The sequence below is a fragment of the Anabaena azotica FACHB-119 genome (genome assembly GCF_014697625.1).
In the GTDB taxonomy this organism is placed as follows: Bacteria; Cyanobacteriota; Cyanobacteriia; order Cyanobacteriales; family Nostocaceae; genus Trichormus; species Trichormus azoticus_A.
The window spans coordinates 35,979-50,861 of record NZ_JACJSG010000044.1 but is presented as its reverse complement, the minus strand read 5'-3'; the positions used below and the strand labels follow the sequence as shown (position 1 = coordinate 50,861).

Annotated in this window: 20 protein-coding genes; 7 read left to right on the top strand and 13 right to left on the bottom strand. The window is 40.7% G+C overall.

What is annotated here, in order from left to right:
* Window positions 1-67: 67 nt before the first annotated feature.
* The 13 genes from H6G83_RS26325 to H6G83_RS26265 all read right to left on the bottom strand — a co-directional run bounded on the left by H6G83_RS26325 (window position 68) and on the right by H6G83_RS26265 (window position 8,939).
* Window positions 68-829, bottom strand: coding sequence for a COP23 domain-containing protein (locus H6G83_RS26325; RefSeq protein ID WP_190477503.1), 762 nt, complete (start codon window positions 827-829; stop codon window positions 68-70).
* Window positions 830-1,639: 810 nt separating this feature from the next.
* Entirely contained in the window at window positions 1,640-1,789 is a 150-nt protein-coding gene (locus H6G83_RS26320; RefSeq protein ID WP_190477500.1) for a hypothetical protein, read from the bottom strand.
* Between the two features lie 97 nt (window positions 1,790-1,886).
* On the bottom strand, window positions 1,887-2,885 hold the full coding sequence (locus tag H6G83_RS26315; RefSeq protein WP_190477497.1) for a hypothetical protein: 999 nt from the start codon (window positions 2,883-2,885) through the stop codon (window positions 1,887-1,889).
* A 274-nt stretch (window positions 2,886-3,159) separates the two neighbouring features.
* Window positions 3,160-5,064, bottom strand: a complete 1,905-nt coding sequence (locus H6G83_RS26310) for a P-loop NTPase family protein (protein WP_190477495.1) — start codon at window positions 5,062-5,064, stop codon at window positions 3,160-3,162.
* Window positions 5,061-5,627, bottom strand: a complete 567-nt coding sequence (locus tag H6G83_RS26305; RefSeq protein ID WP_190477493.1) for a hypothetical protein — start codon at window positions 5,625-5,627, stop codon at window positions 5,061-5,063. Before H6G83_RS26305 ends, H6G83_RS26310 begins: the two co-directional genes overlap by 4 nt.
* Window positions 5,628-5,681: 54 nt before the next feature.
* Window positions 5,682-6,287 (bottom strand): hypothetical protein, encoded by a 606-nt coding sequence (locus H6G83_RS26300; RefSeq protein WP_190477491.1) that lies wholly within the window; start codon window positions 6,285-6,287, stop codon window positions 5,682-5,684.
* The gene (locus H6G83_RS26295; protein ID WP_190477489.1) at window positions 6,284-6,532 is read right to left on the bottom strand and encodes a hypothetical protein; all 249 of its coding nucleotides are present in this window, start codon (window positions 6,530-6,532) and stop codon (window positions 6,284-6,286) included. The genes H6G83_RS26300 and H6G83_RS26295 overlap by 4 nt, the downstream gene beginning before the upstream one ends.
* Window positions 6,520-6,918 (bottom strand): hypothetical protein, encoded by a 399-nt coding sequence (locus H6G83_RS26290; RefSeq protein WP_190477487.1) that lies wholly within the window; start codon window positions 6,916-6,918, stop codon window positions 6,520-6,522. The genes H6G83_RS26295 and H6G83_RS26290 overlap by 13 nt, the downstream gene beginning before the upstream one ends.
* Window positions 6,919-6,983: 65 nt before the next feature.
* A complete protein-coding gene (locus tag H6G83_RS26285; RefSeq protein ID WP_190477484.1) occupies window positions 6,984-7,163 on the bottom strand; it encodes a hypothetical protein in 180 nt (59 codons plus the stop codon).
* A 7-nt stretch (window positions 7,164-7,170) separates the two neighbouring features.
* Window positions 7,171-7,437 (bottom strand): hypothetical protein, encoded by a 267-nt coding sequence (locus H6G83_RS26280; RefSeq protein ID WP_190477482.1) that lies wholly within the window; start codon window positions 7,435-7,437, stop codon window positions 7,171-7,173.
* Window positions 7,437-7,598, bottom strand: coding sequence for a hypothetical protein (locus H6G83_RS26275; protein ID WP_190477480.1), 162 nt, complete (start codon window positions 7,596-7,598; stop codon window positions 7,437-7,439). The genes H6G83_RS26280 and H6G83_RS26275 overlap by 1 nt, the downstream gene beginning before the upstream one ends.
* Window positions 7,595-8,005, bottom strand: a complete 411-nt coding sequence (locus H6G83_RS26270) for a hypothetical protein (RefSeq protein WP_190477479.1) — start codon at window positions 8,003-8,005, stop codon at window positions 7,595-7,597. The genes H6G83_RS26275 and H6G83_RS26270 overlap by 4 nt, the downstream gene beginning before the upstream one ends.
* Window position 8,006: 1 nt before the next feature.
* Window positions 8,007-8,939, bottom strand: a complete 933-nt coding sequence (locus H6G83_RS26265; RefSeq protein WP_190477476.1) for a ParM/StbA family protein — start codon at window positions 8,937-8,939, stop codon at window positions 8,007-8,009.
* Between the two features lie 369 nt (window positions 8,940-9,308).
* Between H6G83_RS26265 and H6G83_RS26260 the strand changes: the two genes are divergently transcribed.
* From H6G83_RS26260 to H6G83_RS26230, 7 genes are all read left to right on the top strand, one after another.
* Window positions 9,309-9,485, top strand: coding sequence for a hypothetical protein (locus tag H6G83_RS26260; RefSeq protein ID WP_199328603.1), 177 nt, complete (start codon window positions 9,309-9,311; stop codon window positions 9,483-9,485).
* Between the two features lie 12 nt (window positions 9,486-9,497).
* On the top strand, window positions 9,498-9,695 hold the full coding sequence (locus tag H6G83_RS26255; RefSeq protein ID WP_190477474.1) for a hypothetical protein: 198 nt from the start codon (window positions 9,498-9,500) through the stop codon (window positions 9,693-9,695).
* A complete protein-coding gene (locus tag H6G83_RS26250; protein ID WP_190477473.1) occupies window positions 9,692-9,934 on the top strand; it encodes a hypothetical protein in 243 nt (80 codons plus the stop codon). Before H6G83_RS26255 ends, H6G83_RS26250 begins: the two co-directional genes overlap by 4 nt.
* A 96-nt stretch (window positions 9,935-10,030) precedes the next feature.
* The gene (locus tag H6G83_RS26245; protein WP_190477470.1) at window positions 10,031-10,297 is read left to right on the top strand and encodes a hypothetical protein; all 267 of its coding nucleotides are present in this window, start codon (window positions 10,031-10,033) and stop codon (window positions 10,295-10,297) included.
* 898 nt (window positions 10,298-11,195) lie between these two features.
* Complete coding sequence (locus H6G83_RS26240) at window positions 11,196-13,451, top strand: bifunctional DNA primase/polymerase (protein WP_190477468.1); 2,256 nt, start codon at window positions 11,196-11,198, stop codon at window positions 13,449-13,451.
* Between the two features lie 15 nt (window positions 13,452-13,466).
* Entirely contained in the window at window positions 13,467-13,736 is a 270-nt protein-coding gene (locus H6G83_RS26235) for a hypothetical protein (protein WP_190477466.1), read from the top strand.
* 564 nt (window positions 13,737-14,300) lie between these two features.
* Window positions 14,301-14,789 (top strand): hypothetical protein, encoded by a 489-nt coding sequence (locus H6G83_RS26230; RefSeq protein WP_190477464.1) that lies wholly within the window; start codon window positions 14,301-14,303, stop codon window positions 14,787-14,789.
* Window positions 14,790-14,883 lie beyond the last annotated feature (94 nt).

Here is a 14,883-nt window from a genome sequence, read left to right as displayed (position 1 = left end):
TGTTAGCATCGCCTGACGTAAGTTTCATAAAATTTGAGTTTGAAATATCTTTTAATTCAATCAATTGCTAAAATGCACTCTTACTCTTAGAATTATCCTGTTTTTGCTTATTTTCTAAAATTGTACCAATGTCATAATAAACCCGTTGACCTTCAGCAAAAGATTTAGGCTGATTTTTACCTCTGGTTAAAGGTGCATTCGTAGTAGGGTCTGCACGGAAGGCTATTAATTCTTCCAAAACTTTATTTGGATCATCTTTTGTCTCAAGAGTAAATAAAAGATCATCTTGTTCACATCTAGGCGAAGTTCCTTGTTCTTGAACCTTGACACTACATACTACATTTATTTTGCGCTCTGTAATCCATTGAGCCTCATCAGCAGTGATTTTCTTTAAAGCATCTCGCTCAAATATAGTTTGAAATCGTTTAGATACTTCTTCGCATCGCTGTTGAGGAGTCCACTTTTCACCAAAGGAGTTATTATTAGGATTCCAATATATGACTGTCAATGGTTTATTTTGTTCATGATTGTTAACAATAGTTGCAGGTACAGTCTGACCTTTATATGTATCCGTTCCACAAAAAAATTGTATTCTATTACTACTTTTTTGAGGGTCATCAGAAGAAGAAGTCGTTGCTGATCCGAGTTGATTGGACGCACCAGCTTCATTTTCTTTGGCACATCCTGATATACAAAATACTAGAAATACAATAAACACAATTGAAATAGGAAAATACTTAATTGTCATAGTTACTAGGATTCTATTAATTTTATTTGAGCTATTATCACAAACAAAACATACTGACGGAGGTGATTGTGATGAAGCCATTACACTATTTTTACTGGGTATGATTGCCCATTATTAAGATACTATATTATCTGGTCAGTATTTTGAACATCGTTGATTTTGATTTTGCAATCCAGTAAATATGCTACCATCAAAGTCTAGATACAAATTAAGCATAGTATTTTTCTGAATACTTAAAAAAACTTTAATAACTGGTTTTGTGTATCTTATTTGCAGGCAAAAGTCAATACTTTTAAAAGGTCAAATCATGATAGATTTTAAACTTTCTATAGAGAATTTTTAAATATAAATAATCAAATATTTTTATTCTTTTCTTAAGATTGAATTTAAATCCATAAGCAAAGGTATAATAAAACCAAGAATACCATAGATTTAAATATATGTCAGGATATATTAATAAATAACTGGACAACACTATAAATGGAGTGATAAATTATCTTCATTTGTAGTAAAGTAACTTATCAAAAAAATATACTTTTCATTATGGTAACGCATTTTATTCCGTTACTAAGATGCAGTTGAGCCACCTAAAAATCTCATTGTATACCGACAGTATCAAGTTACATGAGATAGCTATTTTGCGTAATGTCTACCTCTCTCTAACTTTTTGCTCCACCTCTAAAAGCTGAAAATACCAAATCAACCGATTATTTTACCCCGGTGAACTGTCCGATTATGGCGGCTATTTCTGGACAGTTAACAACTCGGTAAAGAACTGGGAGTCGCTCTGCAAGCAAGCAGGTGGTGTCAGGGACGGGCAATAGATATCTCATGGATTAACTACTATCAGTAGATCGAAAACTTTTGTCAGTTAACGAAAGAATGAGGGTTTCAGCCGTCGGTTTTGGAACTGGCAATCATAGCAACCTGCGATCGCTCTGAAGCCCACCGAGAACAAAAGTTCTTGAAACTCAGATTATAAGATGATTTCGCCTCCTCGTATTCCCAAGCCGAAATTAAGGACTGGTAGAACTTCTGCAAAACTTTTCGGTCTACTGACTATAATTGCCACCCGCCCCTGACACTACGCTAACGCCACCTGCTTTACTCCCAGTTATTGAACTTGTCGTAGCTCATATCAACACTGGTAAGCTTGCTGCTGCCACCAGTCCAGCAGAGAAGCAATCAGCGCCTCCTTTCTCAAATCCTGCCCATTAATTTTTTGAGGCAGTCCCAACTCACTAGCAAGTTTCCGTGCAGCCCGTAGGGTTAAATTCTTGATATTGTCGATAGTTAAAGTATGATTTTTCGGCGCTTCCAGCTTTTGATAGCCGTAACGCTTTATTTGCTCAAACGTATAAACGTCTGAATATCCATTATCCCCATCTATTTGGGCTTGATTATCCTTAATGTCAGCGATCGCCCCAGAACACCCACTGCTTTCTATGCGATCGCCTCTACTCCAAGAACTCTCAAGTGTAGTTTCACTCTCAACTTCAGATTTCATATAACCTGAAACAGCAAATTGTTGAGCAATGGCTTGAGGCAAATCAACAACCTTGGCAGGAGCAACACCTTCTAAATCAAGACATAGCTGCACAGCAACCGGGGGCTTTGGTTTACCGTTGTTGATGTCATCGAAATACTGTTTATCTAATTCTTGTTGTTGTTGAAAAGCCCAACGTTGAGCATTATCCTTAAACCACTTGGCAATAACACCAAGAATAGGAGGTTTATTCTCTTCAAGAGATTTAATTTCATTGGGTGCAAACAGTTCAGGTTGTAATGTCGTACCTGAAGGTAAAAGATTAAATGCCTCACTCCATAACCGTTCTATTTTATGTGCAACATAACCAGCAGTTCTACAAACTCTAATATAGGCAGTATGTAAATAATTAACTACAGTTTTAACAACTTCAACAGCTTTTTCATTATCTAAATTGAACCGCACCAAATGATTAATTGAGCTAGCAGCATTTTTTACTAGCTTGTGAACTAAGGAGGCTTCAATCTGGATAAAACAATATTGTTTGTCTTTCTCTAGCCTAGCTATCTCTTGAAGCGCCAACTTTAAATTTTGAGCAAGGTTTTCAATTGCCGAGAAATTAACTTGACGGAATCTGGTAAAAGCTGTCATAATTCATGCCTCTCTTGATGGTGTTGATTTAGCATTTCTAGTAATTAATTTAATTATTTGCCGATATTCATAATTAGTTAAATAGATTTTTAGCTAATAATAATTTAACCTGTATATCTGCCGTGAATCTCTTGCCTGCCGTAACTTGCCGTAAATATGCCGTAGGCTAAGACGCTTTGCTGGTAAGCCATGCCGTGACTTGAGCCAATGCCGTACAAAGAGGATAAACCACTTAAAAGTAGCCTCTAAGACTTACGGCACTACGGCATTTGCTTTACCAATCAGGTAATAAATAAGTATGATTTTCACCAGCTATGAGCTTTTCAGCCTGAATCAATTCCTGTAAACCAGCAATTAATTCCTGTTCTGAGTAGCTGATAAGCCTGTCAGCTTTCTTTAAATCGCGTAATGTCTTAGGAACTTTATTTTTCACATTATAAAAGTATTCTAAAACTTTATTGGCTACTTCACTTAATTGCTCTTGATGTTTTGATTGTTGTTCGCTCCATTCCAAATTAAATTCTAAGTCAAAAACCCTATCCTGATAAGGTATTTCATCAGCAATAGAGTCAGACTGCTTTGATAGTTTAGGCATGAGTGCCACAACAAAACCACCCAAAGAAGCAATCAAGATAGGACGGAAGTTTTTATAAGATATAGGTTTTACCTGAAGGTATCTAGACTTAATCTCCTCCCGTTCTTGCTTGCCTGGAATAATGTCACCCCTATTCAAAATCAACTCCAGCACCCCATAAGATTCTTGTTCCCTACCATTTTTGATGTACCTGTTACCTAATAACAGTAAATTGAGGCAGAGACGAGTTTGAGAATCCATCTTTTCAATACCCAATGCAGCCAAATTAAAAGACTGAAGGGAAGCAAAAAACTTAGTATTAAATTCTCTACCAATCAGCAATACATCTAGTAATTTACTTCCATAGTTCCAGTCCGAGAAAGCTTTACTAAGTTGGTCAGCAATAACCAACCAATCGTCCAAAATGAGAATTAACGGTGGTAATGCTTCCCGCTTATCTTCAGGTAACTGCTTACGTTGCTTGTAGCAGTCGTAAAAGTGATCAATTGTGCGCTTAGTTGCTTCTGGTTGCTCCTGATCAAAGACAATTACCCTACCCTTGTCCCGTAAACCGCAAAAGCTATCATTTTTGGCACTGATGACCCAAATATCAGCACTATTGTCATTATCCAGAATCCTTTGAATCAGGTAATCAAGGGCAACGGATTTTCCTGAGCCTGGGGCAGCAACTAAAGCAGTAGAACCATCAGAACGAGCTATACTTTGCAGAGTAGTTAGTGCAACGCTCTCCGATGGGTGAAGATAATTGCCAGTTGGTACATCTTGAGATGTAAGCGTTGACTGTTGTACTTGCTCTTGCACAGTTCCGGGTGTACCGTGTGGTAATTGTGCGGCTGGCTGTTGCTGTGGCTCAAATTTCTCAAAGCTCTGGCCCCCATCTAACAAGTGACCAAATTGATAATAGTCCTCAGCCGACATTGCCATAAGTAGGGCTGTCTGCTGTTGTGGAGTAATGCTGGCGATAAACTGCTGTCTGGCTTCCGCGATTTTGATACCACGCAAGTATTTCAGCAGTTCGTTACCAGATAGTTCCAACAATTGCTCACCCAGTTTGACACTGTAAGACGCTCTTACACCTTCAAACTGCTTAGTCGCTCGGTAATGCGGTCGAATATCACTCAGATAATCTTGTGCCTTACTGGTGGCCCACAAACCTATCCCTCCAAATGCGATCGCTGCAATACCCAAATGAATCTTAAATGGATTGTCGGCTGGCAGTGAGCGAAAAACATACAAACCTTCATGCTGGAGGAATGCCCAAGGGTTATAGTTTGGGTTGCTGGTGCGGTACTGATTAGCCTTCAAATATGGTTCGGGAATTTGCGATCGCTGTTCGTACCTACAATACTTTTTACCCAGCAATAGTTCTTCTGGGTTGCCCTCACCTGCGACTATGGGCGCATCGTGGATTCTGGCTGATTTGGGGTAGAAACAGATATCCTTCTTGGCTATACCGTCGCCAATATGAGCAGCTATGCCACAAACTAAAGCACCTGCCACAGATAATTTAATAGCCAAACCTAAACGCGGTGGCAGACTGTAGGAGCGCTGATCTAATTGGCTTGGTTTAACATCTTTCATCATCGCTTCTTCCGTAAAAATAAAAACAGTGCCAGGGCTGCACATACCCAAAAGCCCAACAAGAAGCCGAAATGGTTTTGACTAGGTTGCTCAATACCTTCAAACTCTCTCACCTGCTGAGTAAACACTTGAAAACTGCCACGGGCTATAGAGTCCATCTGTTGGGCATCCCCAGTTAGCTTGTAAGAACTAGCAGCCAGAATCGCAGTACGAGTTACACCAATAGCCAACTTTTGACGATTGGTGATTTTGGGAATGAGACTATTTTCAAAACGCAAGTAGCAGAGAGTGGCAGCTACTGAAGCACCCACTGGTAAGCCAGCTACTACTGCCGGGAACAGTCCTACACAGCCAGCCAGATACAGCGATTGGGTTGAAACCAGTTGAAAACCTGCTAAAACTGCACCTTGGGCAATACCACGAAAAATAGTGATAGAACTGTCAGTGGAGGCGATCGCCTGTTGTAAGAGTTGAGAGTCGTATTCATCCCCGGTTAAAGATGTAGACGAATCATCAACAATCTCAGCATTGAAATAAATAGGCGTTTTCTCATTTTTGGTCAGCATTGGCTAAACCCTGTAAAAATTTATTCCCAAGGTTCATCCTTGGGAATTTACTTGTTAGTCAATCAACCGTCTAAAGAAACCTTTGACACCACGCATCGCGTTAGAACCGTGCCTGTGGATATCTTTGAGTGTTTCTTTAGCTCGGTCTGCGGGTGAAAGACCTTGCTGTTTATCCTTTACCTGCTGCCAAACCTGAGATTGTGCCTTTGTTGCATCAATCTCAATCACTCTAAGGGCGGCGCGGTGTGATTCATTAAGCAGGTTGAGCGTTCGTCCGTGCCGGAACTGTTCTTGGGCTAGTTGGTTGTCAGATGCAATAACTTTTTGCTGTAGTCCATAGCCCAAACGCGCATCGCTGACTCTGACCTTTGACCAACCATCAGCCATTTTGTTGATGCTTGTACCTGCGGCGGTAAGAAACTGGGTTTCTTCAGCCATGACTGCCTCAGTTGCTTGTAACCCTTGGTTGAGGTTGCCGAATACAGCTTTGGCATTTTGGGCGCGTTGAGTTTGTTTAATTCGGAAATCCGCTACCTCTGCGGCGGCTGTCTCGTCGCCGTCGAGTGCTTGAAATATGGTTTCTTGGCTGATGTTGGTTAAAGACTGTAAAGCAGCATAGGTGACAGGTGCATCCAGTTTGAGTTTTACGGTTCGGTTCATGGTTTACACTCCAAATTCATAGCAGTGCCATAGAGATACAAAGAATACCGTTCGTGGTCGTTGGCACGGAGAAAAGGAGTGTGCAGAGGGCAAGCTAGAGGAGAAGCGATCGCTAGTTGTGTGTACCCATCCCAAGACTGATCATCAATCTCAATCCTTGATGTGAGTTCAGGCGAATATCTACAAAAGCCGTTCGCTTGGTCACTAAGACAAATATAATTAATGACTACTTCTATGATTCCCATGCTCCTAGCTCCTTAAGTCTGTTAAAAATGTCACTAGCCTGCTGTCTAGTAGCACCATCAGCAATATCGGAGAGTGCTGTCTCATCTCCTTGTGCAAGTCTCCAAATAGTTTCGTCCGGTAGTTCTTCCCCAAAATTGCCTAAGAATTGTCCGTGAGTAAGAGGGTTTGGCGTTGAGTCGATGGTTTCAAATTGGTCATAAATTCCTCCAGATTGCAGGTATGGCAACACTTCTTGAATAAGAAGCTGTTGCTCTGGTGTCCTGCCTAAATCCGCTTGTAATGGATCATCGTTAGCCACAATAAATGCTGCTCTTTGTGCCAGTTCCTCTGGGCATCCATTGTTAGTTAGCGCGTTCAAGGCTACAGAAAAGATGTTGTCGCTCATCTTGCTAAGATCCTTTATATTGATACCTGATGCTATTAACTGGCGATTCGCATTACTGATTGGCGTTAGTGGGTGCGATCGCCTTTAATTTCACATTCCGATTGCAAAGTATTGAAATACTGGTTAACGTCACCCAAAGTGACATCACAATCAAATTTCAAAGCTTTGTATTGTGGATGGTGATGAATTTGTGAGAGCAATTCTTGGGCTTGTACAACTAATTGGGGTAATGATTGCCGACTCATATTCACCTCAAAATAAAGACAATTGCTGTGATTGTTGATTGACTACATAACTGTTTACAGATAAGCCTTCTACGGCATAACAACGAGTAGTTAAAGCCTTGTGATTCAGCTTGATATCCCCTTTCTTCTTCTCTCCAGCAAGAGGACGGAATGTATACTGTGGTGCTTTGAATGTACCTGTTTTTTCTATGTATTGGTACAAAGTTCTATCTATTTGATAAACGCCAGACTCAATTAGTAATGCTGGGTCATCGATGCGAGTGAGATTTTGCATTAGCTTTCACTCCCACCTTTTAAAGAACGAACAAGAGTGTCACCGTAATTAACTAACAGGATGGTGAATAGTTGTGAATATGTATTGATTCCTGTTTGTTCAATGATTTCTTTGGCTTTAGGTATGTGCTTCTCGTCCAAGACTACACGGGTCTGATTCATAACTTAAGACTCCTAACTAATAGCTGACCTTTTGGTTTGTCGGTCGTTTGTTCTGGTTGAGATATTTGTGGCGTTAATGCAAGATTTTCTGTTTCAATTTTTTGAATCTGAGGCAAAACATTCATCGTATTGCCTGCTAGATATTCACTAATCAAGAGATTTGTGGCAGACGTGACGCTAATTCCTCTCTCAGTTGCATATTGAGACACCCAGGCTTGATGACGTTCATCTAGTCTGACTTTGGGGTTAATTGTCCCAGTTTGGGGCAAGAATGACAGATTTAGATGCCATCGATGTTTGATTGCATCCAACAGCAGATTTACAGTGTCAGTCAGTTTGGAATAGTTAAGTGAAAGACGGACTCCTTCAACTTTGCTGGCGACTTGAGCCGCTAAACGTACTTGCATTTCACATAGCCAACAGTGCTTGAATGTTTGACAGTTGCGGATTGGCAGGAATGTAAAAGCCTTGCTTAGAACTCAGTTTTTGACGGACTAAATTTGCACATCCACCAATCAGCATTATGTTGGTAACGTCAGCGAGATAATCATTTGCAGCTGTAGAAATGCTATCCATCAGGTTGTTAAACCAGTTTTCTAACAATCCTGGAAAGACTGAGCTAAAGTCATATTTACGTCCGTAAGTGAATGAACCATCAGCGATCGCATCCATCATCTTCGCCACTTTAAAAGCAACGTTATCGCGCTTGGCGAAACTCTGCATCAAATCGCTATTGATGATGTCATTAGCCAGAGACACACCACCCACTTTCGGAATTGAACGCCGGGTGAGAACATCCAAGGAAGGAGTGATGACGACATAATTTGTTGTCCCACCGCCGATATCAATAGCGAGTGTGTCACCTTCGAGGTCAAGCTTGCCATTGCGGTAAGCATTAACTACAGCCACATCCGTCTCAAGAAAAAATTCAACGTTTTTAATTCGGTGTCTGTAGTTTGTGCCGTTGACAGTGATTTGATGGTCGGCAACTAAAGTTCGTCGGATAGTGTCTTCATGCCATTGAGAATGTTCTGGAACAAGAAACCGGACAATACCATCGAAATCTTGCCGTAATCCAGCCAGAGTAAACGGTTTAACGAACTCTGGCAGGTCTTTACCCCTTTCTGCTGCCGTTTGTGAATTTTTCTGCTTGGTGGCGCGTTCTCCAAGGACTAAAACCTTATCATCAATTTTGACAGAAGGCGAATTGTCACTGTCGTAATCTCTGGCGCTGGTGTAAGTTACGTCTTGGATGACTGAGCGCATCACGCGAGGTTTTTCACCTTTGAGGGCGGTAATGCTGCTGTAGTTGCCGATATCTGCACAGTAAATATTGATCACTTGCAATCTCCTTGTAAAGCTAGTAGCAGCCGTGATTGGCTGTTGCTAACCGTTTCAGGTAATTATTTCGGTTGTGCTTTTATCTGGTATTTCCCGACACTCATAACTGCAAGAGTCTGACATTTGCAGAGGCTTACTACCTCAAACGTACTTACCACGTCTTAGTTGTCATGATTCAGGCTTAATGTGTTCGCTTGCCGTATATCAACATCGTAACTAAAATGAAACCAAAATGGTATCACTTTGGTATGGATATAGTATCATTATTTTAAATAAGATATTTAAAAATCATTAGACTAACTGATACTAATGTGGTATCAGTTTAGTTAGAGTAGGGGGAATCAATCTAATGTAGATATAGAAAAAATTATGATTACTTTCATGGCCCGTCAGAAAAAACCGACAACAAATAGGACAACACGATACTTAAATGAAATTGTTGAAGCCTTGGACAAATACGCAGAAGACCAAATGATTAGTTCTAATGCGGCTGTGAACAAACTTTTAAAGGAGCGATTAACCGAACTGGGATACATTCAACAATAATGGTCGCCAAACGTGACGGAGGAAAATCAACCTAACAAACCAGACGATGATTTTGATCCAGTAACAGACCCAAGGGACTGGTCAGCAGCCCAAACAGAGTTAGCTTGTTTTGCTCTTGCTAGAAGCAAAGGTAAGCGGTTGGTAAAAATCATCAATACTAAAAAACCACCCATGCCATTTATTTGCATTTTTGAGGACTACCCCCAATGACACCTGTAGCTACCCAAATCCCAATCACTGCAATCATTCCTATACTGACTGCTATCGGCGATCGCCAATGGCAGCAGTTTAAAAACTTAGAAGCAGATTTTGTAACTCAGCATGGAGTGGAAGTCTGGGAGGAAGTGTTCAATTTCCGCGTCTTACCTGCACTAGACAAGGATTCTAATCGTTGGTTGCTGGTTCATTGGTGTGGAGAAGGTATTAACTGGGTTAAAGATGTGGCTTAGTAATTAGCGATCGCTGACTATTAAGCTTGTTAACAACAGCAAAGTTGACTCAATGCCCTCAAAAGACGTAGCTACAAGGAATAGGTTAATTGCGGTATGACTACAACAATCCCAAAACTACTTAGCATTTCAGGAGGGCCATTGAAAAAAGCGACCACTCCAAATAAGGAGCGATCGCTGTTTATATGTAATCGTTTAAATTTCCGCTTTCTGGTTTGTCAGCCTATTAAGACAAGACAAACAAATCTGTTTTTATACAGTCGAGCTGCTTTTCATGCTACTCTAGCGAGAGTAAGTCTGCACGTAAAAGCAGTCAGTCATTACAAGGGAGGTAGTAACGACCAAAACAACATATTCACATAGCCACAATAAATGTGAGTCGTTGTAGAACAGTTTTGGTGACATAAAGACTTGCCGGTCGAAACACCAAATTGTTCCAAGCTAACGAGGACTCACCACTCGTAACGTACTTGTACCAGTCTGTTGCCAATATTAGCACACAGGCGGGACACTTTATGCTTTTTTTTGGACAAATAGTAAAAAAAGCATCTACCGCTACAATTTATCCCCACTCTGAATTAAAGCGGAGTATTGGCAAACGTTATTAAGCCAAAAGTAATTAAGGGATGATTTTCCGGCTAGATGCCTCGAAAATGAGGATAATGTCGTGAATAATAGATTTTTTCAATCAAAAACTGTAATTCTTACCCTTGAAGAAACACAGAGGGCTGATTTCTTGTTTCTTTACCATACACAAGTTAGCGCCAAGGCTTACACCAGTCGCTAGGAAAGTTGTGTCAAGTCAGTAAAAAAGGAAATCGGCCAGCTGCCCACACGCCAGACATACGTTTAGCGGTTAACAACTAACCGTCAATTCATAATAAGCAATTTCAATGTAGCAATGTCTGGGTCATAAAGGCAAAATTAGTGCAACTTAAATCAGGTGACATCAACCCTCTAAAACTGACCATGAGAGTATCAAGCCAAGAATTTCAGCCTTATTTAACAAAAAATTAATTTTTGAGTGAATAGGAAATTTTTTGTTTGTAGCCGTTAGTGACATCTGATATAAACACCGCTAATGAACCTTCAAATGAGGGGTAGGGAGTAGACCAGAAAGGGCTTAGGTATTGGGTATTAGGTGTAGAAAAAGATTATCGATTACACCCCACACCCAACACCCCACACCCAGAAACATACACCCCGAACCTCAAAACTGTGGGTAGCTCCGATGAACCAAATCATCATCGGAGAGAGAAAAATGGCAAAAGCCAAAACAAACAAAGCATTACAGCCTACCCTAGAGCCATTAGACCCGCTAGGACAAAGGTTTATAAAATACTTCCATCACGGCTGGGGATTCATCTACGCCCCCACCCCGAAAAGTGGTGAGCGCCCACAGTGGCAGACAGAAAACCGCTACCCCTTACAGCCGCGTAACCTGTGGCAACAATACTTAAACCCCAATGTCTTACTAGGACTGCGGTTTGCCAAAGAAACCAACTACCTAGTATTAGACCTAGATAGAAAAAGCCCCATACACCCATTAAACAGCCGAATAAAATACCTGCAACTACTAGCCAGCCTAGAAGAAATCGGCTTATGCCGACCAATACCCATTCAATCAAGCGATAGTGGCGGACTGCACATATATTATTTCTTGGAAGAAAAACAACATTCTTACACCCTAGCCTGTGCAATCTACCAGACCCTACAAGCAGCAGGTTTCAAAATCAAAGGAGGAGAACTAGAAATATTCCCCAACTGTAAAGTGTACAGCAAAGGCAGCCCCAGTAACTTTAACGCCCATCGCTTACCCTTACAGACAGGCTCCTATGTACTCGACGATTGCCTAGAGCCGTGGTCAGACGACATTGAAGACTTTCTCAACGCCGCCGACTGGTCAGCCACCGGGCAAGACTACCAAGCATTAGCCCAAGCACTAGCCCAAGCCAGTAGCAACAAAATTGTAAAATTCCCCTACCGTCAGCGCAGTGCAGGCGACAAATGGAAGCACGACCTAGAACAACGCATAATTGAGGGATGGACAAGATATGGACAGACCAACGAACTGCTCAAAGACATAGCCTGTTACGGCATAGTCTTTCGCCAATTAAGCGGACAGACATTAGTAGATTATATAGTGATAACAGCGTGTCAGTCTCCTGGTTACACAAACTGGTGTCGCCACCAACACGAAATCGAACAACGAGCAGAACAATGGGCGAGATGCTGTGAAGGATTTTACACCCCCTACCCAAGCAGTCCGCAACGGGTAAAAAGTTATAAAGAACAATTTGGCACAGTAGATGACAATAAAATCATCAACCTGCACCCCAACGAACAACGTCAGCAAGAAACAATAGAACGCATCCGCTCGATTGTGGCACAGCTACAACAGACTGAGACATTTCCAGAACGGACAAGCGATCGCGCGTTGGCTATTATCGCCGCATCCAAAGCCCAGTATGGCAAAGGAGTAAGCCAGACAACCCTACACAAACCGATATACCTACCCCTATGGCATCCTGAACACCAAGAAAAAACCGACACAAAACAGCCTGTAAATGAGCCTCCAGCAAGCAACACAGCGATTTTACCCCCCCAAAACTACCCCCAAATACCAGACCCCTGGTTAGAAGACCTACAACCTGAAAGCCAGACAGACAAAGGAATACAAGAACAAGCTGGCAAAATTTACACACCCCCCCCATATATGAAGGTTTTGTACACAAGTTCGGCTAAAGCGTTGCCACCAGCAACGCCTTTAGCCGAACTTGTGCAAATACAACAATCTTCTCCCAGCTCTAATTCTTCAAATCACAGCTGTGATTCCTCAAACTACAGCTCTGATTCTTCAAATCACAGCTCTGATTCTTCAAACCACAGCTCTAATTCCTCAAACTACAGCTCTGATTCTTCAAATCACAGCTCTGATTCTTTAGAAATTTTAAATCTTACCAATCATAAGCAAAACCAATACCAGCTCTGGCCAGGCGAACCGTTTAATGAAAATAAGCAAAACTTATCAAATGCAGAAACAACTGCTGCATTAGGCAATTCAGACGTATTAACCACTGCCGATAGTGATGTTAATAGGGTCTGTGAGAACACTTTACAGAGTGAATGTACTTCACAAGCAGAACCCTCTGTACCAGTTTCTATACCAACCACCACACAGCCGAATGGAGGCTGTGAAGATTCATTAACTGCTGCTGTAGGAGTGGATGATTCACCCCAACAACAGACCTTTAGCCCAGACGATTACCGTCAAGCAATCAGACTGAAACTTCAGGCCACTGCTCAAGCACGTCATTGGGTGAAATTATACTGCACTATAGAAAAATTATCCTTAATGCCCCAGGAGCGAATCAAACTGGAACAGCTGGCCATACGCCTGCTGATGCTGGAGTCGCCATCGCAGATTTTACAACAGGAAGCGCAGGAATGGCTCTCCAGTAACCCCTCCGTAAGAGAGCTAGCAGAGCGTTTAAAACGAAGCAAATCGAGGATGTAAACGTTTTAGATGCTGATGGATGACCTCCGGTCGGTCGTAGACCATCTCTACGAGAGGCTGCGCCAACAGCTACACTCTTGCGTTCCGCGATCGCCGTCTTTAACGTACCAGTATAAACATGAAGCTGCAACAACTGATGACAGAGACAGCTTATTTGCTTTTGAAAGTACAGCAGATTTTACAAACTTTAATAGCGAACATATTCTAAAAGTTTGTATAGAGGATAGTCAATTAAAAAAGTACCTACTATATTTTTTCACCTTGGTATTAAAGAGAAAAGTTTAATAAAAAATTAATAAATCCAACTGCCCCATTTTGTAAAAGCAAGAGCATAAATTCGTTTGGATAGTCATAACTGTTGAACAAGCAGTTAGCAACTTTGAATAAAATGAGATTTTATCGAATTTTTATACCAAAAAGGATATTTATGTCCAGAAACTGGGCATTTAAGCATTAAACCTAGTTTATTTATTGCAGAGTTCGGATAAAATAGATAAAAAATGTACTATCAGCCCCTATAAAAGCCTGTAATAAAAATAGACAAATAAGTTAATATAATATTTATTTGCTAAGGAATAAAAATCTAAAACGCTATTTGTGCATATTTAAATATTTTTGTCAACTATTCACAGTAATGAAAAAAGTATCTAAAGCCCATTTAGGTAATAAATAAATATATAGAAAATTAAAATAATCTTGCTAAGGATGTTTTGGGATAGAGAGTTGTACTACAGTTTTTTTATTGTTCCTTTGCAGAATAATTAAGGCAGTTGGCAAAAAACACCTTATTCCTAACAGTGGAAATTTGTTAGTGCGAAGGACAGTTAAGCAAATTTATTACTCTTCCTTATGGAAAGAAAGGTTTTCCCTGTGACTTTGGCTAGGCTCAAAGCATCTACATCAGCTGCAAATCGAGCAGATAGTAGAGTAAGAAAAAATCAAGCTCCTCAAAGCTTATTTCAATCGTTTTTTAAAGTACGTTGGCAATTAGTTTCAGTCGCAACTACGCTTCTAATCGCATTGCAATCTAGAGCAGCAAGAGCAGATTCAATATTTAGCAACGCTGAAAAAGCAATGACCTGTGTAATTAATAGCGCCTCATCTGGTGGCACTATTAATAATGCAGTGCTGACTAACTTACCAATAATTTTGTTTACGTCACTGACAATAGTTTTGTTTGGATACTTCTGCTTCTCGGTTTACCAAGGAGTAGCAGCTTATGGTCGCGGTGAAGAAGTAAGTAACGTTATACAACAGCCAATATTCACCTTCATCTCAGTAATATTAATTGTGGTATTCCAGTCATTGCTATTTGGTGGTAACACAATTTGCACCTAAGTTAAAGAATTTTTTAGGCAAGCATTTCAATCTGAGTTTGTCTAGATAGCTGACAAGTGCTTTCACCTTAATTTTTCAACAATTGCACTTGATA